Annotated in this window: 24 protein-coding genes; 15 read left to right on the top strand and 9 right to left on the bottom strand. The window is 68.2% G+C overall.

The genetic code is table 11. The features are described 5' to 3' along the window. Nucleotide 1 precedes the first annotated feature (1 nt). Nucleotides 2-871: a LysR family transcriptional regulator ArgP gene (locus tag ACFY5A_RS00895; RefSeq protein ID WP_387231252.1), complete on the top strand. Its 870-nt coding sequence runs from the start codon at nt 2-4 to the stop codon at nt 869-871. Here ACFY5A_RS00895 and ACFY5A_RS00890 read toward each other — a convergent pair. The 6 genes from ACFY5A_RS00890 to ACFY5A_RS00865 form a co-directional block, all read right to left on the bottom strand. Further along, complete coding sequence (locus tag ACFY5A_RS00890) at nt 868-1332, bottom strand: MarR family winged helix-turn-helix transcriptional regulator (protein ID WP_105673562.1); 465 nt, start codon at nt 1330-1332, stop codon at nt 868-870. The genes ACFY5A_RS00895 and ACFY5A_RS00890 overlap by 4 nt on opposite strands. Next, entirely contained in the window at nt 1319-3028 is a 1710-nt protein-coding gene (locus tag ACFY5A_RS00885) for an MDR family MFS transporter (RefSeq protein ID WP_341941461.1), read from the bottom strand. Before ACFY5A_RS00885 ends, ACFY5A_RS00890 begins: the two co-directional genes overlap by 14 nt. 271 nt (nt 3029-3299) lie before the next feature. Continuing rightward, on the bottom strand, nt 3300-5075 hold the full coding sequence (locus tag ACFY5A_RS00880; protein ID WP_387231250.1) for a choice-of-anchor G family protein: 1776 nt from the start codon (nt 5073-5075) through the stop codon (nt 3300-3302). Then, nucleotides 5072-5827: a hypothetical protein gene (locus ACFY5A_RS00875; RefSeq protein ID WP_387231248.1), complete on the bottom strand. Its 756-nt coding sequence runs from the start codon at nt 5825-5827 to the stop codon at nt 5072-5074. The genes ACFY5A_RS00880 and ACFY5A_RS00875 overlap by 4 nt, the downstream gene beginning before the upstream one ends. Nucleotides 5828-5832: 5 nt before the next feature. Then, nucleotides 5833-6405, bottom strand: coding sequence for a signal peptidase I (locus ACFY5A_RS00870; RefSeq protein ID WP_341941464.1), 573 nt, complete (start codon nt 6403-6405; stop codon nt 5833-5835). A gap of 11 nt (nt 6406-6416) precedes the next feature. Then, a complete protein-coding gene (locus ACFY5A_RS00865; protein ID WP_387231246.1) occupies nt 6417-7136 on the bottom strand; it encodes an acyl-CoA dehydrogenase in 720 nt (239 codons plus the stop codon). A 272-nt stretch (nt 7137-7408) separates the two neighbouring features. Here ACFY5A_RS00865 and ACFY5A_RS00860 point away from each other — a divergent pair, with 272 nt between their 5' ends. Genes ACFY5A_RS00860 through ACFY5A_RS00840 form a run of 5 tightly spaced genes read left to right on the top strand, consistent with a single transcriptional unit; the run spans nt 7409 to nt 10395 of the window. Next, nucleotides 7409-8026, top strand: a complete 618-nt coding sequence (locus tag ACFY5A_RS00860) for a SipW-dependent-type signal peptide-containing protein (RefSeq protein ID WP_223586007.1) — start codon at nt 7409-7411, stop codon at nt 8024-8026. A 7-nt stretch (nt 8027-8033) separates the two neighbouring features. After that, nucleotides 8034-8651 carry a SipW-dependent-type signal peptide-containing protein gene (locus ACFY5A_RS00855; RefSeq protein WP_387231244.1) on the top strand — a complete coding sequence of 206 codons (618 nt, stop codon included), beginning with the start codon at nt 8034-8036 and terminating at the stop codon, nt 8649-8651. A 39-nt stretch (nt 8652-8690) separates the two neighbouring features. Continuing rightward, nucleotides 8691-9281 carry a signal peptidase I gene (locus ACFY5A_RS00850; RefSeq protein ID WP_387231242.1) on the top strand — a complete coding sequence of 197 codons (591 nt, stop codon included), beginning with the start codon at nt 8691-8693 and terminating at the stop codon, nt 9279-9281. After that, entirely contained in the window at nt 9278-9910 is a 633-nt protein-coding gene (locus ACFY5A_RS00845) for a hypothetical protein (protein ID WP_387231240.1), read from the top strand. Before ACFY5A_RS00850 ends, ACFY5A_RS00845 begins: the two co-directional genes overlap by 4 nt. Then, nucleotides 9907-10395 carry a hypothetical protein gene (locus ACFY5A_RS00840; RefSeq protein ID WP_387231238.1) on the top strand — a complete coding sequence of 163 codons (489 nt, stop codon included), beginning with the start codon at nt 9907-9909 and terminating at the stop codon, nt 10393-10395. The genes ACFY5A_RS00845 and ACFY5A_RS00840 overlap by 4 nt, the downstream gene beginning before the upstream one ends. Before the next feature lie 137 nt (nt 10396-10532). On the opposite strand, the gene ACFY5A_RS00835 is transcribed toward ACFY5A_RS00840, so the two are convergent. After that, complete coding sequence (locus ACFY5A_RS00835) at nt 10533-11213, bottom strand: YqaJ viral recombinase family protein (protein WP_105673543.1); 681 nt, start codon at nt 11211-11213, stop codon at nt 10533-10535. Between the two features lie 377 nt (nt 11214-11590). Between ACFY5A_RS00835 and rplJ the strand changes: the two genes are divergently transcribed. Together rplJ and rplL are read left to right on the top strand one after the other, a co-directional pair. Further along, nucleotides 11591-12079, top strand: coding sequence for a 50S ribosomal protein L10 (gene rplJ / locus ACFY5A_RS00830; protein WP_105674161.1), 489 nt, complete (start codon nt 11591-11593; stop codon nt 12077-12079). A 49-nt stretch (nt 12080-12128) separates the two neighbouring features. Next, nucleotides 12129-12512, top strand: coding sequence for a 50S ribosomal protein L7/L12 (gene rplL / locus ACFY5A_RS00825; protein WP_105674159.1), 384 nt, complete (start codon nt 12129-12131; stop codon nt 12510-12512). Between the two features lie 114 nt (nt 12513-12626). On the opposite strand, the gene ACFY5A_RS00820 is transcribed toward rplL, so the two are convergent. Beyond that, nucleotides 12627-13634 carry a LacI family DNA-binding transcriptional regulator gene (locus ACFY5A_RS00820; protein WP_341941470.1) on the bottom strand — a complete coding sequence of 336 codons (1008 nt, stop codon included), beginning with the start codon at nt 13632-13634 and terminating at the stop codon, nt 12627-12629. A gap of 266 nt (nt 13635-13900) precedes the next feature. Here ACFY5A_RS00820 and ACFY5A_RS00815 point away from each other — a divergent pair, with 266 nt between their 5' ends. The 4 genes from ACFY5A_RS00815 (at nt 13901) to ACFY5A_RS00800 (ending at nt 18628) form a co-directional block, all read left to right on the top strand. Further along, nucleotides 13901-15217, top strand: a complete 1317-nt coding sequence (locus ACFY5A_RS00815; RefSeq protein WP_341941471.1) for an ABC transporter substrate-binding protein — start codon at nt 13901-13903, stop codon at nt 15215-15217. Between the two features lie 91 nt (nt 15218-15308). Beyond that, the gene (locus tag ACFY5A_RS00810; protein WP_341941472.1) at nt 15309-16448 is read left to right on the top strand and encodes a sugar ABC transporter permease; all 1140 of its coding nucleotides are present in this window, start codon (nt 15309-15311) and stop codon (nt 16446-16448) included. Next, nucleotides 16445-17419, top strand: a complete 975-nt coding sequence (locus tag ACFY5A_RS00805; protein WP_341941473.1) for a carbohydrate ABC transporter permease — start codon at nt 16445-16447, stop codon at nt 17417-17419. The genes ACFY5A_RS00810 and ACFY5A_RS00805 overlap by 4 nt, the downstream gene beginning before the upstream one ends. 54 nt (nt 17420-17473) lie before the next feature. Next, nucleotides 17474-18628 (top strand): cystathionine gamma-synthase, encoded by a 1155-nt coding sequence (locus ACFY5A_RS00800; RefSeq protein WP_341941474.1) that lies wholly within the window; start codon nt 17474-17476, stop codon nt 18626-18628. A 38-nt stretch (nt 18629-18666) separates the two neighbouring features. On the opposite strand, the gene ACFY5A_RS00795 is transcribed toward ACFY5A_RS00800, so the two are convergent. Next, a complete protein-coding gene (locus tag ACFY5A_RS00795) occupies nt 18667-18939 on the bottom strand; it encodes a hypothetical protein (protein ID WP_387231234.1) in 273 nt (90 codons plus the stop codon). A gap of 224 nt (nt 18940-19163) precedes the next feature. On the opposite strand from ACFY5A_RS00795, the gene ACFY5A_RS00790 reads away from it, so the two are divergent. Genes ACFY5A_RS00790 through ACFY5A_RS00780 form a run of 3 tightly spaced genes read left to right on the top strand, consistent with a single transcriptional unit; the run spans nt 19164 to nt 21805 of the window. After that, the gene (locus tag ACFY5A_RS00790) at nt 19164-20522 is read left to right on the top strand and encodes a multidrug effflux MFS transporter (RefSeq protein ID WP_387231232.1); all 1359 of its coding nucleotides are present in this window, start codon (nt 19164-19166) and stop codon (nt 20520-20522) included. A gap of 24 nt (nt 20523-20546) precedes the next feature. Beyond that, nucleotides 20547-21179, top strand: a complete 633-nt coding sequence (locus ACFY5A_RS00785; protein ID WP_387231230.1) for a phosphatase PAP2 family protein — start codon at nt 20547-20549, stop codon at nt 21177-21179. Between the two features lie 26 nt (nt 21180-21205). Then, nucleotides 21206-21805 carry a GNAT family N-acetyltransferase gene (locus tag ACFY5A_RS00780; protein ID WP_387231228.1) on the top strand — a complete coding sequence of 200 codons (600 nt, stop codon included), beginning with the start codon at nt 21206-21208 and terminating at the stop codon, nt 21803-21805. The last annotated feature ends 21 nt before the right edge of the window (nt 21806-21826 follow it).

Below are 21826 nucleotides of genomic sequence, written 5' to 3'. Positions count from 1 at the left end.
TATGCGAATCGATCCCGAACTGGCGGCCACCGTCGCGGCGGTGGCCGACGAGGGCACGCTCGATGCGGCATCCCGACGACTGCGGATCACGCCCTCCGCCGTGAGCCAGCGGCTGAAGACGCTGGAGCAGCAGCTCGGGCGGGTGCTCGTGGTGCGCACGAAGCCCGTGCAGCTCACCGAGGCCGGCGAGGCGGTCGTGCGCCTCGCCCGCCAGGTCGCCCTGCTGGAGCACGACGCGCTCTCGGGACTCGGCCTCGACGAGGAGGGCGCGCGCATCAGCATCCCGCTGGCCGTGAACGCCGACTCGATGGCGACCTGGTTCCTGCCGCCGCTCGCCCGGCTGTCGGCGGAGCACGCGATCGACTTCGACCTGCATCGCGACGATCAGAACTTCACCGCTCGCCTGCTGGAGTCGGGCGCCGTCATGGCTGCGGTCACGAGCGAGGAGGCACCCGTCGCCGGATGCTCGGTGTCGCCGCTCGGCGTGCTCGAGTACCGGGCGATGGCCGAACCCTCTTTCGCCGCCCGCTGGTTCCCCGAGGGAGTCACCCGGGAGGCGCTGAGCGCGGCGCCGTTCGTGGACTTCGACCGCAGGGACACCCTGCAGCACGAGTGGCTCAAAGCGATGAAGGTCTCGCATCCGTCGGTGCCGCGGCACTACGTGCCCGCCTCGCACGACTACGCCCTCGCGGTGGAGCTCGGCCTCGGCTGGGGGATGCTCCCGCTGCTGCAGGGCGCGCACGGGCTGGTCCCGCTCGGAGGCCCGACGCTGCGCGTGCGGCTGTACTGGCAGCAGTGGAACCTGCGCAGCACGCTGCTCGACACGATCGCGGCCGAGATCGCCGCCGAGGCCGGTCGGGTGCTCGGCTAGCGGTTCGGCGTCGCGCCCGAGACCAGAGCGTGCAGCAGGTGCGTGAGGTTGTCGATGTCCGTGACGCTCCAGTCGGTGAGCGTCGTCATGAGCAGGCCCTCCTGCGGCAGCCGGGCCTGGGCGAGACGTTCCTCCCCGTGCGGGGTGAGCCGCAGCAGGAAGGAGCGGCCGTCGCTCGGGTCGGCGGAGCGCTCGACGAGTCCGAGGCCCTCCAGCTCGCGCACCGTGCGGCTCACCTGGCCCTTGTCCGACAGCATCCGCTCCGCGAGCGTCGACACCGTGACCTGCTCGCACCGGGCGATCGTGGTCAGCGTCTTGTACGCGCCGGGGAGCATGCCCGGACTGACCCGGTTCGCGTTCTCCAGGAGCACCCGACGGAAGTTCGTGATGAGCTCGCTGAACTCCGCCTCGAGGGCGCGGACCGCGACGGCCCGCGCCTCAGAGGACTCAGACTCTGCCATCGGATGCTGCTTCGCCGGTGCGGTGGGACACAACCTGCACTGTACCGGTCGGAGCGCCCGCGAGAGCCTCGGCGTCGGCGATCGCGACGTCGGCGGCCTCCTCCACGACACGGTGCTCGTCGTCGGAGCCGGCCTCCGCCTTGGCGCGCTCGCTGGTCGTCATGCGGGTCAGCGGCCTGTTCGGGAGGAACAGGATCGCGATCAGGCTCAGCACGGCCAGAGGGATGCCGATGAGGAATGCGTGCGAGATCGCCTGGGCGTAGAAGTCCTCGACCAGGGAGCGCACGGGCTCGGGGAGCAGGCGCACCTCGGGAACCGTGCCGCTGCTGAGCGCGGCGGCGACCTCCTGCGCCTTGTCGCCGGTCTGGGCGATCGCGGCCATCAGGTCTTCCTTGCCGTTCGTGAACAGATCGGTGATCTTGTTCGCGAGGAAGGCGCCCATGACCGAGACGCCGATGGTGCCGCCGAGGCTGCGGAAGAAGGTGACGCCGGAGGAGGCGACGCCGATCTCGGTGGGCTTGGCGACGTTCTGCACGATGAGCACGAGGTTCTGCATCGTCATGCCGACACCGGCGCCGGTGAGGAACATGTAGACGGAGACGAGCGCGAAGTTCGTGTCGTAGTGCAACGTCGAGAGCAGGGAGGAGCCGGCGATCAGCAGCACGGAGCCGAGGATCAGGTAGCCCTTCCACTTTCCGTAGCGGGTCACGAGCTGACCGACGACCATCGACGAGATGAGGAGTCCCGCCATCATCGGCAGCGTCATGAGACCGGCCTCGGTGGGCGAGGCTCCGCGCGAGAGCTGCATGTACTGCGCGAGGTAGACGGAGGTGCCGAACATCGCGACGCCGATGGAGATCGAGGCGAGCACGGAGAGCGTGAAGGTGCGTCCGCGGAACAGGGTCAGCGGGATGAGGGGCTCGCGCACCTTGAGCTCGACGATGATGAACAGGATCGTCGCGAGGAGGACCCCGCCGATCATGAGGATCGTCTCGATGCCCCACCAGTCGAAGTTCGTGCCGGCGTTGGTGATCCAGATCAGCAGGAGCGAGACGGCGGCGGAGAGCAGCACGATGCCGACGTAGTCGACCGAGACCTTGCGGGTGCGCTCGGCCTTGATGTGGAGTGTCTTCTGCAGGATGATCAGGGCCGCGACGGCGAAGGGCAGGGCGACGAAGAAGTTCCAGCGCCAGTTGATGCTGTCGGTGATCCAGCCGCCGAGCAGCGGTCCGCCGACGGTGGCGACGGCCATGACCGCGCCGAACAGGCCCATGTAGCGGCCGCGTTCGCGCGGGCTGATGATGTCGGCCATGATGACCTGGCTGAGGGCGGCGAGGCCGCCGGCGCCGAGTCCCTGCACGGCGCGGAAGGCGATGAGCATGCCGGTGTCCTGCGCGAAACCGGCGGCGGCGGTCGCGAGCACGAAGATCACGATCGCGATCTGGATCAGCAGCTTGCGGTTGAAGAGGTCGGCGAGCTTGCCCCAGATCGGGGTCGAGATCGCCGTGGTGAGCAGCGTGGAGGTGATCACCCAGGTGTAGGCGGCCTGGTCGCCGCCGAGGTCGTGGACGATGACGGGCATCGAGGTGGAGACCACCGTGCCGGCGATCATCGAGACGAACATGCCGAGAAGGAGCCCGGTGAGGGCTTCGAGCACCTGACGGTGCGTCATTCCGGCGGGGGAATCCGTGGTCATGCAGAAGGCCTTTCGCAGACGGAGGGGGATGCTGCGACAGCTCTGGCGCGCACGAGATAGTTGAACTTCGTCAACTATACGCCGAATGGTTGAGATTAGTCAACTACATACGCGAGAGACTTCGTTTCGTCTCGTCGCTGCGCTCGTCGCTCAACGACCGGGGCAGGGCCTGCGCCCCGCCGGTCGTTGAGCGAGTGCGGCGAGACGACACGCCTCCCATCCCCCGGTCGTTGAGCGAGCGCAGCGAGACGAAACGCCGGACGCGCGGGACCTAGGGCAGCGAGATCGGCCCGGCCGAGGCGGTGCCCAGATTCACGCTCGTGGGCAATAGCGCGTCGAGCAGCCCGATGCGCAGCGCCGTGACCTTGTACTCCGCCGTCGCTGTGCTCGTCGCGTGAATGAAGGGCGAGACAGGGGGCGCGTTCGGGCGATCGGGCTGCACGTTCACGTACAGCGAGAAGATCGGAGCGAGCGCGCCGAAGACCGCGGCGACGGCATTCGCGACGACGGGCACACCGGCGGCGAGCACGCCGTCGAGGGCGGTGACCACGGAGAAGACGTCGTCGACGACGGCCTTGATGACGTTGCGGAGCGTGCCGACGAGGGGATTGAGCAGCGCGAGAACGGGAGTGAGCAGAGCCCCGAGCACGGGGGTGAGGATGCCGAGGTCGACGATCGTGACGCTCACGCCGGCGTTCAGCAGTGACGTGCCGGAGGTGTGCAGCGCGCCGAGGTTCGCGTCGAGGTTGATCTTCACATCGGCGACCTTGATCACCACGTCGGGGATGAGCGGAGGGATCCCGGCGACGGTGGCCTTGACCTCCGCGCTCACGTCGATCTTGACCCTCGGCAGGCCGGCGACCGTGGTGAGAGCGCTGATGACCTGGGTCCGCCAGGCCGTCACCAGGTTCGTCACGCGCGTTCCGATGTTCGTCAGCACCGCGGGCGTCAGCAGGAACTGCGTGTTCGGAGCGAGGTCGTTCAGCCCGTTCGCGCCGTTCAGCAGTCGGGCGAGGTTCACCCTGATCAGACCGTCGCGGGGGCTGAGGGTGACGATGCCGTCGGCATCCGAGAAGCCTGCGAGCAGGGCGGAGACCGCCGGCGCGACCTGCGGGATGTTCGTGACCGATACCCCGGACCCCGCGGTCGACACGCTGAGGACGCCGAGGTCGAGATGGAGCTGATTGAGCACTCCGGTGATGCCGGACGAGAGGGAGGCCTGCAGTCCGTTCAGCTTGGCCTGGAGCTGGGTGACCGAGGTGTCGACCTGCCCGACGAGCCCGGAGAGCACGGGCGCCGTCAGCGTGAGGTCGAGCCCCGCGATGTCGTAGTCGCGGGCGACAGCGGTCGATGCGGCCGGTACGTCCCACGTCGCCTCGCGCAGCACATCGCAGCCGTCGACGCGGGACAGGGCCGAGACCGCGCCGATGTCGAGCGCGGCGTTCGTCAGGTTCGATGTGATCGCGCTGCCGAGCACGCCGTTCAGCGTCAGCGAGCCCGTGCGCGGCGGAGTGGATGCTCCGTACTCGCCGATCGTCGCGATGCCGGACTGGTTGGTCACCGCTCCTGTGGCTCCGGTCGCGAGGCCCTTCGGGGTCACCTGCGAGTACTGCGACAGGGTGCCGACGGCGAAGTCGGGCACGGCTGCCTGGATGGTCGGCAGGGACACCGTCGCCAGGGGAGCGGGGAGGATGCCGACGTTGAGCGAGGTCGCCCTGGTGAACGTCGTCGTCGAACCGGGGTCGAGGTCGTGCGCGTTCTGCGCGGGGGAGTAGGTTTCGGTGAGCGCGCCGTCGATCGCGTCGCGGACGCCGTTGACGGCGGCGACGGTGTCGAGATCGGTGCCGAGCAGAGTGCCGCTGACCTGGCGGCCGGCGGAGGTCGTCGAGAAGCCGGTGTCGGTCCCGCACTTCAGCGACGTCGTTCCGACGGGCGCGGCGTGCGCCCACTCCGCGTCCCGCCAGCTCGCCAGAGAGGTGGAGGTCGCCACGGGCACGGCGAGGATCGCGACGGCGCCGACGGCGAGCCACGCGCGCAGGCGGCTCACGTCGAATCCTCCGTCGGCTCGGTGCGGCGCAGCATCCGGATCCCGATGCCCGCGCCGACGGCCGCCAGCGCGACCCCGAGCATCTGCAGCAGGGCGACACCGTCGATCCCGGTGGCGGCGAGCGGTCCGCCGGCGGGCGGAGCGGCCGCGTCCGTGCGGGCTGCGGTGAGGCCGACGCCCACGGTCGCGTCGAGGCCCTCGCCCTCCTCGTCGGCAGGGATTCCGTCGAGCGTCGCCGTGACGAGCATGTGCTGCGCCGATCCGGCGGCGAGATCGACGAGGTAGGTGCGCGGGGAGGAGGCGGATGCCGTCGCCGGGGGCAACATCGTCGCACCGCCGGGAGCGGCGCACGTCGGAGCGCCGGACGGCATCCCGGTCCACTCCGTGATGCACTGCTGGAATACGACCCGCAGACCCTGCGGGTCGCGGGCGAGCTCTCCCTCGGCCGTCAGCACGACCGACAGGGTCGCGGGGCCGGAGGGGTCGTCGTGGGCGGCGCGGATCTCCCAGTACCCCCGATCGCCCGGAGACAGCACGAGGGACTCACCCGGGGAGAGCGCGTGGGCGCTGTGTGCGTCGCGGACGATCCACGGCGAGGTCTCCAGCGTGAGATGTCCGGTCGAGTGGCCGGGGGCCGTGAAGAACGGCGCTGCCTGGGCTGCGGCCGTTCCGGCGAGCACCGCCCCCGCACCAGCGCACACGACGATCAGGGTCCCGCCGACGATGCGGCGGAACCGGTCTCGACGTGTCATGACCGTCATCGTCTGCTCGGCCACAGCACCCAGAGGACGGCGCCGGCGAGCACCAGGCCCAGCACCGCGAGACCGATCGGCGAGGTCACGGCCGAGAACACGAACCCGAGTCCGGGGATCGCGAACAGCACGACCCCCGCGCGCGTGACGACGTACTGCTCGGCGTCATCGGCGTCGTTGGCGTCCCCGCGCAGCGTGAGCGTCCTGCGGTCCGCCTCCTCGTCTCCGATCGCCACGATCCGGTGGGTCACCAGCTGGTCGTCATGGGCGCGAGGCACGCTGACGACGTCGCCGACGCCGAGGTCTGCGGCATCCGCCGTCCTCTCGATCACCGCGGTGCCCGCGGGCATGGTCGGAGACATCGAGCCGGTGGCGAGGATCACCAGATGGAGGCCGAGCGCCCACGAGGCGATGAGCCAGGCGATGGCGATCGCCCCGACGGCGCCCAGCAGCCATACGAGCACGTTCTGGATCGCGGGGAGGAGGGAGCGGCGCCGACGCGGACGTGTGGAACGATCGCGTCGGCGCAGCCCCTGATCGACCCCGCGGTCTCGTAGGTCCTCTGCGGTGGAGGTCATGGTCCGAGGGGTCAGGCGGACGCGGCGTCGAACTTCCACGCGGGCGCGATGCTGCGGCCCATGTAGTCGTCGACCGTGGTGATGCCGGACGGCAGCACTCCGGGAACCGTGAAGGTCAGCTCGAAGCAGTAGAAGTTGACGTTGCCGGAGTCCGCCGCGTACGTCTGCGCTGCCGTGCCGCCGCTCGCGCCCAGATCGCCGGTCGCGATCGTGGTGTTCGCCACGTTGCCGAAGGTCGCCGCGTTGCACGCCTTCGTGGCGGCGAGGTCGGCGCCGCTCCAGGTGGATACGCGCACGTCGGTGGCGTTCCACAGGTGGCCGCCGGCATCCGCCACGGTCACGCCGGCGGCAGCGGTGGCGGCCGCGAGAGTGGCGGTGCCACCCAGCGAGTCGGCCGAGGAGCGCACGGCGACGAGGGCATAGGTCGAGTCGCCGGGCGTGAGATCCGACAGCGTGAAGGTCACCCCGTTGCCCGGGTTCGTCTCGTAGTCCGCCCATGCGGTCGAACCGGGAGCTGCTCCGGATGCCGGAAGGGCGAGCTGTTCGAGCTCGAACGAGGAGGTGCTGATGCCGGGCTCCGTCCCGGCGCCGGAGAAGAGCCATTCGGTGTCGTTCCAGGCCGCGAGGCTCAGGGACGCTCCCACCCCTGCGACGGCGGCCGCGGCGACGATCGCGACGACCTTCCGCGTTCTGTTGTTCGTGGCAGCGCGGCGCGCTCGTCTCGGTTCCATACCGTCCCCCTCAGGACTCATGTGGGCGGAGACCGTGGGTGGGGGCCTCCGTTTCCCCTAAGTTCTAGTGCACCGTCACCGCCGTCGTCCATCGAAACCGGAATATTGGTGAGAAACAGATATTCCGGTGTGCAATCGTGACCTGCGTCCCTTGTGGGAGGGCTCCCACTGGGTGATGATGTGGGGGACGAGCGGATGCCGGTCACTGAGGGGCGGCCGTCCACGATGCACTCCGCCGTCGTACACCCGGCATTCCTGAGGGGGAATCTGACATGGCAACAACGGCAACTCAGCGCAAGGTCCTGGCGGTGCTCGCGGGAGGTCTCGTGCTCGGCATCGGCACCGCGGTCACGCTCGCGGCATGGAACGACTCCGAGTTCGCGAACGGGACGTTCACGGCCGGCGCGTTCAACCTCGAGGGATCGGCGACCGGAGACGCGAACTACAGCGACCACAACGTCGACAAGGGTGACACCGCCGCGACACTGGCGTTCACCGTTCCCGTGAGCAACCTCGCTCCGGGCAACATCGTCTACTCGGGCTTCTGGGTGCGCCTCGCCGCCGGCACCACGACGGGCGCGAGCCTCTCGGCCAACGGCACCACGGCGGACGCAGCGGCGACGTCGAACAGCGACCACCTCTCGTACTCGGTCTACCAGCTGGCGCCGGGCGCGACCTGCAACGCGGCCTCCGCGACGGGCACTCCTGTCGCGACGGGCGCGACGCTGGACGTGCAGACCGGCGTGACCCCGATCGCTCTCTCGCAGGGGCCGAACGTGTCGACGGCCGGCACCGCGGTGCAGCTGTGCTTCAAGGTCACCGCCGACGCGAACCTGGAGCAGACTCTCGCGACGACGGCCACCTGGAAGTTCACGGCGACCTCGAACTGAGCCTCTGATGGTGACCCGCAGGGACATGCGGGACGCGAAGCGGCTGCGTTCCCGCCGAATCCGAGCCATCCTCGCGGGTGGACTCGTGCTCGGCGTGGGCGGAGCCGCGACGCTGGCTGCATGGAACGACTCCGAGTACGGGGCGGCGACCTTCACATCGGGGAGCTTCGACATCGTCGGCTCGACGACGGGCACGGGGACGTTCACGAACCACCCCGTCGGCTCGCCGGCCGCGCTGTCGTTCACCGCCCCGTTCAGCGGGATGGCACCGGGCAACACGGTGTACGCGCTGTTCAGCGTCAAGACGTCAGCGAGCTCCGTCAAGGGCAATGTGCAGGTCACAGCCGGCACCACGGGCGGCACGGGTCTCGCGCCCTCCATGACGTACGGGGTCAAGACCATCGCCGGCACCACGTGCGACTCCAGCGCATACGCGGGCGGCACGGTGGTGGTGGCCGACGGCACGGCGCTGACGGCCGGCGCCGCGTCGGCCCAGGCGCTGCTCGCGGCCGGCGGCAACCAGATCAACTACTGCTTCGCCGTGACGCTGAAGTCCGACGCCCCGAACACGGCGCAGGGCCTCACAGCCATCCAGACCTGGATACTGCTGGGGACGTCGACCTAGCGGATGCCTTCGACGGGAGAGCGGCGGGAGGACGAGACGATGAGCACGGCGGTGACGAGGCGGAGCCTGCGGGAGCAGGACCCGCCCGTCGGTGCGCCCGCGGCGGCATCCTCTCCCCGCCGCGGACCCGCGCGGCTGCTCGCCGACCTGCTGCTCTGGATCGCCGCGATCGGCGGCGTCGTCTGCATCGTGCTGGTGATCCTCGCCTACGCCGCCGGGATCACGCTGATCATGTTCAAGACCGGATCGATGTCGCCGACCATTCCGGCAGGATCCGTCGCCGTCGTGCAGCGGATCCCCGCGGCCGAGGTCGAGGTGGGCGACGTCGTGACCGTGGACCGCGAGGGCGAGCTCCCGGTCACGCACCGCGTGACGACGATCGTCCCCGGGACGACGGATGCCGAGCGCGTGATCACGCTGAAGGGCGACGCGAACGCCACGGAAGACCCCTTCCCGTACACCGTGACCTCCGTGCGGACCGTGCTGTTCTCGGTTCCGGGCATCGCCACGGTCATCGTTGCGATGGGCAACCCCTTCGTGCTCGGCGGCATCACCGTGGCTGCGGCCGTGCTCGTCGTATGGGCGTTCTGGCCGCGCGACGGACGGCGGCGAGAGCGGATGCCGACATGAGGAGCCGTGTCGTCGCCGTCGCCGCGCTGGTCGTGCTCGGCTTGATCAGCGCGAGCCCGGCGTGGGCGGCCCCGTCGACGCAGGTCGTGCAGGGGCAGGTGCTGCGGCTGGTGTCCGTCGCCGACTGGGACGCCGCGGCATCCCTGCTGCCCGGAGCGCCCGTGCAGTGGGACGTCGCCGTCAGCGCGGATGCCCCCGACCCCGGCACCGTCACGATCGGCGTGAGCGCGAGCGGAGATGCCTCGCTGGTGGTCGACGCCTCGCTCTGCATGAGCGCGTGGACCCCGAGCGGATGCCCCGGAGGGTCGACGATCCTGCGCACCGGATGGAGCATACCGCGCGACGGGGCGGAGATCGCGCTCGCGCAGATGGCCGACACGGAGGTCGCGCACCTCAGGCTCTCCATCGCGCTCGCCGCGGACGACGAGGGCGGGCGCACCGAGGTCCGTGTCCATGCGCACGGGGCCGGCGAGTCGGCTGTCATCGGACCGGACGGCGGGCTGGCAACCACGGGCATGTCGCCCGTCGTGCTCTGGATCCTCGGCGGAGGGGCCGTGCTCGTCGTGGTCGGCGCCGTGCTCCTCGTCGCGCGTCGGCGGAGGTCGCGCGGAGAGGATGAGGACTCGTGAACGGCCGGCGGCTCACCGCGGGTCTCGCGGGTCTCGTGCTGCTCATCGGTCTGGCGATCGCGCCGCCGGTGCAGCAGACCGAGGCGTACTTCACCGACTCGGAGTACGCGACGGCGACGTTCACCGGGACCACCCTGGCGACTCCCGTCATCACGAGCTGCACGGTCACGAGCTTCCTGGGGACGTTCACCGGGGTCACGATCGTCTGGACCTCGCCGAACGACAAGGTCTTCCAGCGCCTCATGATCAAGACGGTGGTCGTGGACCAGGCGAACATCACGCAGAGCGGGACCGGACCGTACACCTACACCTCTGTCATCTCCTCCGGCCTGCTGAACACCCTCCTGGGGTCCCTCCTCGGTGCCACGAACCCCGTGAAGGTCGACACGTTCGCCGGCACGCAATGGGTCTCGCCCGGGGCGGCCACCAGGACGCTGTCGGTCGGCGGACTCCTCGGGCTCGGCGGCAACAACACCTGCACCTGAGCGACGAGCGATCGTCCGGTCGCGACGGCGCGGCCGGGGAGAGGGTGCGGGTCGACGTCCGTGCTCGCGCATGGCCTCGTCGGAGGACGCTCTTGTGCGTGGCGCCGCCGGCGGGGCGGATCAGTGCCGGAGACCGCTCAGTCGGCGAGGGCCAGCGCGCGGAACGCGTCGCGCTCGCGGAGCTGCTCGCGGCGGCTGGCCGCGGCATCCATCTCCCTGCTCGGCACCTGCTGTCCGGTGGTGCGCCGGTACAGCTCGTCGATGAGGGCGGTGGCGAGTCCGACGAGCTTCGCGATCTCGCGGTCGTCGCGGTCGATCCAGACGGACTTCGGCTCGTCGTGCACGGGCGAGAAGTCGACGTGCTCCTCCCACACGAACAGGGTGCGCTCGGCGCCCAGCACGTGCTGCTGCCACCAGATCTGTCGCAGGTAGGTGCGCGGGATGCCGCGGAACGGCTTGTTCGTGGTCTTGATCTCGGCGAGGCGGATGCGCCCGTCGCCGTCCACCGCGATGCCGTCGGGGGTGGCGAGGTGGCGATGCTCGACCTCGGCGCGGAACAGCGCGGACGAGGGGAGGATGCCGTGGGTCGCCGCGACCCAGGCGGCGATCTCGGGCTCGCGCCGGCGTCCGTGATCGGTGTAGGCGTTGCCGCCGAAGCGGGGCCCTCCGCCGAGCTTGGAGTCCGCGGCGCGCGCGATCGACCTCTCGCTGGTCAGTCCGGCGACGTCGGTCGCGGTGATCCCGCGCGACCGGGCCCGCATCCACGCGACACGGTCACGGGAGTCCGCGACGATGCGTGCCTGGAGTTCGGGATTCACCCTTCGACCCTAACCCCGACCTCCGACCCTCCGCCCGCGTACACGCCGCACCCCGGCATCCCTCTCTCGTTCCCTGCGCCCCGCCTGCCGCGCTGGCGTCGACTTCCCGTGAACTCGTCGAGGACGGGGAAGGAGGGAGGGATTTGGGGGAGGAGAGGGGGTGGGGTAGAGTGGGGGCAACCGAAGACCGCTGGTCATCGTCGTGCGCGTGAGTGCAAGACGATCGAAGCTCTGCAATGCAGGGGCCCGCGCAGGTGTCACGAACTTCTCTGAGCTCCGTGCGCTTGCGCCGGAGCTCTTCTCATTTTCAGGGCACCGGGTGGTCGAGGCCGATGCTCCACCGTCGTGGAGCATCCCGAACACATCAAGGAGTGACCATGGCGCAGAAGGATGCATCGGTTGCCGAGCTCACGAAGTCATTCGAGAACTCGTCCGCCGTTCTGCTGACCGAGTACCGCGGTCTGACGGTTGCCCAGCTCAAGGAGCTGCGCAACAGCATCCGTCAGGACGCTGAGTACGCCGTGGTGAAGAACACGCTGACCAAGATCGCCGCCAACAAGGCTGGCATCACCGCGCTGGACGACGACCTCAAGGGTCCGTCGGCCGTCGCGTTCGTGCACGGTGACTTCGTCGCCACTGCCAAGGCTCTGCGTGACTTCGCCAAGGCCAACCCGCTTCTCGTGATCAAGTCCGGCATCTTCGAGGGCAACGCCCTGAACGCCGACGAGGTCAACAAGTACGCCTCGCTCGAGAGCCGTGAGGTTCTGCTGGCGAAGGCTGCGGGCATGATGAAGGCCACGATGGGCAAGGCTGCGGCCACCATCGATGCTCTTCGCGAAAAGCTGGAGACCGCAGAGGCCGCGTAAGCGACCGGCGATCTCGTTCAACAAAAACCATCTATCTAGGAGATACATCATGGCGAAGCTCACCACCGAAGAGCTGCTCGAGCAGTTCGCTGGCCTGACCCTCATCGAGCTCAACGACTTCGTGAAGGCGTTCGAGGAGAAGTTCGAGGTCACCGCTGCTGCTCCCGTCGCCGTCGCCGGCGCTGCGGGTGGCGCAGGCGCTGCTGAGGCTGAGGAAGAGAAGGACTCCTTCGACGTCATCCTCGAGGCCGCTGGCGACAAGAAGATCCAGGTCATCAAGACCGTCCGCGAGCTCACCTCGCTCGGCCTCGGCGAGGCCAAGGCTGTCGTCGACGGCGCTCCCAAGGCCGTGCTCGAGGGCGCGAACAAGGAGACCGCCGAGAAGGCCAAGGCTGCTCTCGAAGAGGCAGGCGCCACGGTTACCCTCAAGTAATCCGTCAGGGTCGGCGCTCGCGCTCCGACCCGATCGCGTCTCGACGCTTCAACGAAGGCCCCGGGTTCATCCCCGGGGCCTTCGTGCATGCCGGGGCCGGTTCGTCGGCCGGGTTCAGGTGCGCGGCGCGGAGGTCGAGTTGCGCACCACGAGGGCGGATGCCGTGACCACGCGCTCGGGCGGGGAGTCAGGGTTCTCCATGCGCTGCTGCAGAAGTCGCACAGCCTCTGCGCCCTGCTCTCGCGGAGATTGCCTGATGGTGGTCAAGCTGAACATCGCGGCGTGCTGATGATCGTCGACACCGATGATGCTCAGCTCGGTCGGCACGGCGATGCCCAGACGGCGGGCAGCGATGGTGGCCCCGATAGCCACTTCGTCGCAGACTCCGACGATCGCGGTCGGGCGCCCTCTGCGGTCCCCGAGGAGCTCGACGGCGGTCTCGTATCCGCCGGGCATGCTCGGAGTCGCCTCCACGAAGCGCGCGGATGCCGACAGGCCCGCCGCGGAGAGAGCCTCTCGATACCCTTCGGCGCGGAGGGCGTCGCCCACGCTGAGGCGAGAGCTGTCAGCGGACCCCCCGACGAATGCGATGCGCGTGTGCCCGAGATCCAGCAGGTGCTCGGTCGCTATACGGCCGGCTGAGACATCATCGATCGATACCGCGCTGGAGTCCTCGCTGTACGCGCCGACGCATACGAGAGGGCTCTCGGAGCGCTGCAGCCTCTCCAGCTCGTGGGCGCTCGGCTGGATGCCGACGGCGATGATCCCGTCGAAGCGGCGCCGTGGCAGCACGGTGTCGAAGAGCTGCTGCCGAGTGGTCGTGCTCTCTTTTATCCCGTAGAGCGCCAGGTCGTAGTCGAGTGCGAGCAGCGCGTCCTGGATGCCGGAGAGCAGTTCGAAGAAGAACCACCGATCCACAGGGGGCATGACCACCCCTACGGTCCCCGTGCGTCCTGTGGCGAGGCTGACCGCGGAGGAATGCCCGACGTAGGCGAGTTCGGATGCGGCGTCCTGCACCCGCTTGCGGGTGTCATCCGAGACATAGCCGTTCCCGCTGAGAGCTCGACTCGCCGTTGCCTTGGACACGCCTGCGCGAGCCGCGACATCGGCGATCGTGCTCATCCCCGGTCCTCCTCGACCCTGGTCTGCGTCGGCAGACCTTTGACAGCGTAGCCTTTCGGAGTCCTCGAAGGGAACCGGTTCCACACTTTCAACGAGGGAGCGCTCCCACAGATCTGGGGGATCCATCAGAAAGGTTGCGAGCTTGTGATAATTCCCGATTGTGTCGGGGCGTTCGCGGCCGGTAGGTTGTCCTGGAATCGGTTCCCGATCGCGCCGTGAGGGGCGCGGTCGAGGTGGGGGCCAGTTACTCGAAGAGGAGAAACCACATGGGTCTGTCACAGCGTTCACGGCGGTTCGCACCGCTGGCACTACTGGGGGTCGCTGGCATCGTGCTCGCCGGATGCGGCGCTCCGGGGGCTCCCGACAGCGGGGGTACTGACGGCTCCGACAAAACCACCGTCACCATCTACGGCACGATCGTCGACGACGAGGCGAAGCTCCTCCAGAAGTCCTGGGCTGATTTCGAGAAGAAGAACAACATCGACATCAAGTACGAGGGCAGCCAGGACTTCGAGACGCAGCTCGGCACCCGCGCACAGGGCGGCAACCCGCCCGACATCGCGATCTTCCCGCAGCCCGGACTGTTCGCGGACTTCGCCTCTCGCGACTATCTGAAGCCCGCTCCTGAGGAGGTCGTGAAGAACGGCAAGGAGTACTGGACTCAGGGCTGGGTCGATTTCGGGACCTACGACGGCACGTACTACGGTGCGCCGCTGATGGCCAACGTCAAGGGCTGGGTCTGGTACTCGCCCAAGAAGTTCCAGGAGTGGGGTGTCGAGGTCCCCAAGAGCTGGGATGATCTGCTGACTCTCACCCAGACCATCAAGGACAAGACAGGTACCGCGCCGTGGTGCGCAGGTTTCGAATCGGGTACCGCGACCGGTTGGCCCGGCACCGACTGGATCGAGGATCTGGTCCTGCGCAATTCCGGCACCGAGGTGTACGACGGCTGGGTGAAGAACGAGGTGCCGTTCACGGACCCGCAGATCAAGGCGGCCTTCGATGAGGCAGGCAAGATCCTCCTCAACCCCGAGTACGTCAACGCCGGCTTCGGAGATGTGCGTTCGATCAACTCCACCGAGTTCGGCGACGTCGCTCCGGCGCTCGCAGACGGCAAGTGTGCGCTGACGCACCAGGCCTCGTTCCTCTCTGGCTTCTTCCCGACGGGCACCGACATCTCCGAGAACGGTGATGTCTGGGCCTTCATGCTCCCGAGCAAGAGCGAGGACGAGACCTTCATCACCGGTGGCGGCGAGATTGTCGGAGCTTTCAGCGACTCGGACGCGACGAAGAAGGTGCTCGCGTACCTGTCGAGCCCGGAGTGGGCGAACAGTCGCCTCGCGCTCGGCGGAGTCACCTCTGCCAACAAGGGCGTCGACATGAGCGTCGTGACGAACCCGATCCTGCAGGAGTCGATCAAGCTGCTTCAGGACGACTCGATCACGTTCCGCTTCGACGGGTCTGACACCATGCCGGGCGCGGTTGGCTCCGGGACCTTCTGGAAGGGAATGGTCGCCTGGGTCAACGGGGACCCGACCGACGAGGTGCTTTCGCAGATCGAAACTGGCTGGCCCACGAAGTAAGGCATGACGAGGGCCGTCCCCGCAGGGGCGGCCCTCGTCCTCTCTGCGCTCTCCGAGCGCCTGATCCACTCCGCGTCATGAAGGGGAATCCGTGAACGCGAAAAACTTCTTCGGATGGGTCGGCACGCTTCCGCCGATCCTCCAAGCCCTGGTCGTCGTCATCGCATTCGCGGTGGTCGTCGCCGTCATCTTGCTCCTCGTGGACGTGGCTCCACGCAAGGGAGCCCTATACACCGGCATCCGTCTCGCGATGTGCCTGCTCATCCCGCTCGCCGTGATGTGGTTTTTCCAGTCGTACTACTGGGCTATGGGAGTCGCAGTCCTCGTCGGCGCCCTGTTCTTCTTCTTGGACTACCGATCCCGCGACGGTGCGGGGTACCTGATCCAGCTGATCGCCTTCATGGCTCCCGCCGTGCTGCTCCTGCTCGTCGGGCTGATCCTGCCCTCGATCCAGACGATGTACTCCTCGTTCTGGAGTTCAAACGGCAAGGACTTCGTGGGTCTCGCCAACTACGGATGGATCTTCACCCAGGCAGACGGAATCACCTCGGTTGTGAACTCGATCATCTGGGTGCTGCTGGTGCCGACGGTGTCGACGCTCGTCGGTCTCGCCTACGCGGTCTTCATCGACCGCACACGCGGTGAGAAGATCTACAAGATCCTGGTGTTCATGCCGATGGCTATCTCTTTCGTGGGCGCCGGTATCATCTGGCGCTTCATGTACGCGTACCGTGGACCGGAGTACGAACAGATCGGTCTGCTCAACCAGATCGTGGTCTGGTTCGGGGGCACCCCGCAGCAGTGGTTGCTCAATGGCCCGTGGAACAACCTGTTCCTCATCGTGGTACTGATCTGGGTGCAGACCGGATTCGCGATGGTGGTGCTCTCTGCATCCATCAAGGGAGTGCCGGCTGAACTGCTTGAGGCCGCTGAGCTCGACGGCGCCAACGCATGGGAGCGGTTCTGGGCGGTGACCGTGCCTTCCATCCGCCCGGCGTTGATCGTCGTGCTCACGACGATCTCGATCGCTTCGCTGAAGGTGTTCGACATCGTTCGCACCATGACAGCAGGAAACTACGGCACCTCGGTGCTGGCCAATGAGATGTACACGCAGTTCTCGAAGTTCGAGGCCGGGCGCAGCGCAGCGCTCTCGGTCATCCTCTTCCTCCTGGTGCTGCCGATCGTCATCTACAACGCACGCCAGATCAAGAAGCAGCGGGAGATCCGATGAGTACGTCGACGAACCCGACGACCCAGGCCGTCACCGAGCAGAACACGCGCGCGATCACCACTGGAGGACGACTTGACGCGTCTGCAGGTCGCGCTCGGAAGAAGCTCTCGCGGCCGTGGGCATCCGTGGCGTCCATCGTCATCGCCGTCCTGTGGACGATTCCGACTCTCGGACTGTTCGTCTCCTCGTTCCGCCCCAAGGACGACATCACCACCACCGGATGGTGGACGTTCTTCGCGAACCCTCAGGTGACGCTGGACAACTACGTCGAGGTGCTCCAGTCAGGGACGACGCAGCTGACAATGCTCGAGTCGTTCATGAACTCCATCGCGATCACGATCCCGGCGACGATCATCCCGCTGATGATCGCCTCGATGGCGGCCTACGCGTTCGCATGGATCGACTTCAAGGGACGCAACGCGCTGTTCATCTTCGTCTTCGCGCTGCAGATCGTGCCGATTCAAATGGCCCTGGTGCCGCTGCTCAGCTCGTTCTCGAGAGGCATCAACCTCTTCGGCCTGCAGGTGACCCTCCCGCTGGGGGCGTCACAGGGGTACGCGCAGGTGTGGATCGCGCACTCGATGTTCGCGCTTCCGCTGGCTATCTACCTGCTGCACAACTTCATGTCGGAGATCCCCGGCGAGATCATCGAGGCCGCGCGCGTCGACGGCGCATCGCGCGGGCAGATCTTCTTCCGGGTGGTGCTGCCGCTGACGATGCCGGCGATCGCGTCGGTCGCGATCTTCCAGTTCCTCTGGGTGTGGAACGACCTGCTCGTGGCCCTCGTCTTCGCCGACGGGGCCGCGGCGCCGATCACGAAGCTGCTGGCCGAGATCACCGGAACGCGAGGAAACGACTGGTACCTGCTCACCGCGGGCGCCTTCGTGTCGATCATCGTTCCGCTGATCGTGTTCTTCTCGCTCCAGCGGTACTTCGTGCGCGGCCTGCTCGCGGGCTCGACGAAGGGCTGACCCGGACCGTAACGGTGGAGCTCGGGTGGCGAATGCGGACGTAGTCTGAAAGACATGTCCGATCACGCATTCGCCACCCGAGCCATCCACGCAGGTCAGGCGCCGGACCCCACGACGGGTTCGATCATCCCTCCGATCCACCAGGCGTCCACCCACGTCCAGGACGGCATCGGCGGTTTCCGCGACGGCTACGAGTACAACCGTGCGGGCAACCCCACGCGCTCGGCCCTGGAGACCCAGCTCGCCGCGCTCGAGGGGGGCGCGCACGCGCTCTCCTTCGCATCGGGCCTCGCCGCGGAGGACGCGCTGCTGCGCGGCATCCTCAAGCCCGGCGACCACGTGCTTCTCGGCAACGACGTCTACGGCGGCACGTACCGCCTGCTCACCAAGGTGCTGGCGCCGTGGGGCATCGAGACCACGACCGTCGAGCTCTCCGACGCCGACGAGGTCACCGCGGCGATCCGTCCGGAGACGAAGATCGTCTGGGTCGAGACCCCGAGCAACCCGCTGCTCAAGATCGTCGACATCGCCGCGCTCGCGGGCATCGCCCACGACGCGGGGGCCGTCCTCGTCGTCGACAACACCTTCGCCTCCCCGGCGCTGCAGCAGCCGCTTTCTCTCGGCGCCGACCTGATCGTGCACTCGACCACCAAGTACCTCGGCGGGCACTCCGACGTGCTCGGCGGCGCCGTCGTGTTCGCCGACGATCGCTTCTACGACCAGATCAAGTTCCAGCAGTTCGCGGTCGGAGCCGTGTCCGCGCCTCTGGACGCCTGGCTGACCAGCCGCGGCATCAAGACCCTCGCGGTGCGGGTGCGCCAGCACTCCGAGAATGCCCAGGCTGTCGCGGAGTGGGCGGCGTCCCGTCCCGAGTTCGAGACCGTGTACTACCCGGGTCTGGCGTCGCACCCGGGGCACGAGATCGCTGCCGCGCAGATGAGCGGATTCGGGGGGATGCTGTCGCTCGCCCTCTCCGCGGGTCCTGATGCGGCACGGGCGTTCGCGTCGTCCACCTCGGTCTTCCAGCTCGCCGAGTCGCTCGGGGGAGTGGAGTCGCTCATCAGCTACCCCTCCGACATGACGCACGCCTCCGTGCGCGGCACTGCTCTCGCGGTTCCGGAGAACGTCGTCCGCCTCTCGGTGGGCATCGAGGATGTCGCCGACCTGATCGCGGATCTGGAACAGGCCCTGGAGAAGATCACCCGCTGAGATTCTCGGCGGGTGGGGTCGTTCCGCGCGGCTTCCGGCTAAGGTTCGTCGGGACGAGGGGCTTCGAGGTCATCCTGCGTGGCCCGCACTCTCTGCACGAACTCCCGGAACTCTCCGAAGCCTGACCCGAGCGCGTTCGCGAGCTCTTCCGGCGACTCGACCCAGACGGTGTCATCGGGGTCGGGGACATCGTCCTCGCTGTGCGTGCGTCCGACGACGATGTACAGAGGGTCGCCCTGGGGGTTGACGATCATCATCCTCCCGGCGGAGCAGAGACCGTAGATGAAGGCGCACTCGGATGCGGTCGGCATCGACGACGTCGCCGTCGCCGAGGTTGAAGAAGTGCAGAGAGAAGCCCATAGAGAGATCATGCCAAGTCTCGGCGATGGAGGACCGACATCGACCTCGCCCGGGACCGACCATCTGCGACGGCCCGGACCGGTTTCTCGGTGATGAACTCACGGCTGTCGAGCGGTAACATGGAGGCTCGTTGTCGAATCGATTCGACGACATCCGCTCCTCTCGAAAGCCCTCTGTGTCTGACGCGCCCACGACCGACCCTGCCTCGAACGACCCCGAGCGCACCGCGACGGGGAGCATCCGCGTCCCCTCGGCGACCGGCGCGATCCGCACCCTGGGGGCCAACCCGGCGACCGCGCCGATCATGCTGCACCCCGGCGATTCGATCTCGAACGGCCGTCGCCTTCTCTACATCGTGCTCCTCGGCGCGCTCACCGCGCTCGGTCCGTTCACGATCGATCTGTACCTGCCCGCGTTCCCCGTGCTCGAGCGCGACTTCGACACCACGGCCGCGGCGATCCAGCTGACCCTCACGGGCACCATGATCGGCTTCGCCCTCGGACAGCTCGTCGTCGGCCCGCTCAGCGACAAGGTCGGCCGCAGGGTCCCGCTCATCGCCGTCACGGCGCTGCACGTGCTCGCCAGCGTCGGCGCCGCCTTCGCCCCCGATCTGCTCCTGCTCAGCGCCGCCCGCGTGCTCATGGGTGTGGGCGCCGCCGCCGGTGGCGTCGTCGCCATGGCGATCGTGCGCGACCTCTTCGGCGGACGTCGCCTCGTCGTCATGCTGTCGCGTTTGGCCCTGGTCTCGGGCGTCGCCCCGGTGATCGCCCCGCTGATCGGATCGTGGCTGCTCACGCTCATGCCCTGGCGCGGCATCTTCGGCGTCCTCGCCGTGTACGGGGTCGTGATGCTGGTCTCCACGATCTTCTTCATCCCCGAGACGCTCCCCGTGGCGCGTCGACAGGACCGTGGCGGCGCCACCGTGCTGCAGCGGTACCGCTCGGTGTTCAGCGATCGGGTGTTCATCGGCGTGCTGATCATCGGCGGCATGACGTTCTCCGGACTGTTCTCCTACCTCTCCGCCTCGCCCTTCCTCTTCCAGCAGACGCACGGGCTGGATGCGCAGCAGTACGGCCTCCTCTTCGCGGTGAACTCCCTCGGCGTCGTCGCGGGAGTCCAGGTCGCAGCACGACTCGCCGCCCGGTTCGGGCCGCAGTGGGTCATGGCGTACTCCACCGGCGTGCTGCTCATCGCGGGTATCGCGATCATCGTGACCGACCAGCTGGGCCTCGGTCTGTGGGGCACCGTCATCCCGCTGTTCGTCTTCATGACTGCCTGCGGCTTCACGTTCCCGAACGTGCAGGTCCTCGCGCTCGACCGCCACGGCAAGGCGGCGGGCACGGCGGCATCCGTCATCGGAGCCACCAACTTCGGCGTCGCCGGTCTCATCTCGCCGGTCGTCGGCTGGGTGTCGAAGGGCGCGGGGATCACCGCGACCACGATGGCCTCCGTCATGGTCGGGTGCGCAGCGATCGGCGTGATCGCGCTGTGGCTCATCGTGCGTCCGCGTACGGTCGAGATGCTCGCCCCCTGATCGCCGCTCGGGGAGAATGGTCCGATGAGAAGACGGATGCTGCTGTGGTGGGGCCTCGGTCTGCTCGCCGCCGCCGTGCTGCTCGGAGCCGTGATCGTGTTCGGCTACTCCGAGCCGCCGGGATTCGACACGTGGTGGAACGACTTCGTCTCCGCGCACCGCGGAGAGGCGATGGTCGACTTCGCGATGGTGCTCAACGCCATCGGCGGGGGATGGATCGCAGTCCTCGCTGTACCGCTGCTCGCCGTGCTCGCGCTGCTGCTCGCTCGGCGATGGCGTGCCGCGGTGTTCGCGGCGCTCTGCTTCGCCGCCAGCGCCGGAGCCGTGCAGATCCTCAAGCACCTGTTCGGTCGGGCGCGACCCGACGACATGATCGTGGCGAGCGACTTCGGGTCGTTCCCCTCCGGGCACACCGCCAACGCCGCGACGATCGCGCTCGTCGTCTGGGTGCTGTTCCCGCGGGTGTGGACGGCGATCGCCGGAGCGGTCTGGATCGTCGCCATGGCGCTCTCGCGCACCTTCCTGTCGGTGCACTGGGCCACCGACACCCTCGGCGGCGCGCTCGTCGGAGCGGCGACCGTGCTGCTCCTCGCGGCATGGCTGCTGCCGAGGTTGCAGGGGCTGCGTCCGCCGCGCGAACCCGCGCCGATAGTCTGAAAACCCGAACCCGCTGAGGAGCACCCGTGTCTGTCATCCGTCCCTATCGCCCGAGCGACCGTGCAGCGATGTACGAGATCTGCCTCAGGACGGCGGATGCCGGCACCGACGCCACCGGCATCCTCTCCGACGATGCGCTCTGGGGAGACCTGTTCGCCGTCCCGTACGTCGAACGGCACCCCGACCTCGCGTGGATCGTCGAGTCTGAAGACGGCCGAGCCATCGGGTACATCGTCGCGACCGACGACACCGACGCCTTCAACACCTGGTTCCGCGACGAGTGGTGGCCGGCGTTCCACGAGAAGCACCCGCGGCCCGACTCCGTCGAGACCCGTGAGGACCGCATGGTCGAGTACGGCTACGGCCGTGCCCCCGGCATCGACGCCAACGCCGCGGAGTACCCCGCCCATCTGCACATCGACCTGCTCCCCGAGACTCAAGGGCAGGGACTCGGACGCGCGCTCATCGAGACGCTGTTCGCCGAGCTCCGCCGCCGCGGGGTACGGGGACTGCACCTCGGCATGGACCCCGAGAACACCGGCGCCGCCGCGTTCTACGAGCGGCTGGGGATGACGGAGCTCCCCGCAGCGCCCGGCGGGAAGAGCTACGGGGTGCTGTTCGACTGAGACGCGACCGTCGGCCGCTGC

The organism is Microbacterium sp. NPDC012755 (genome assembly GCF_042901325.1).
Lineage (GTDB): Bacteria > Actinomycetota > Actinomycetes > Actinomycetales > Microbacteriaceae > Microbacterium > Microbacterium natoriense.
This window is presented reverse-complemented; position numbering and strand designations above follow the sequence as displayed.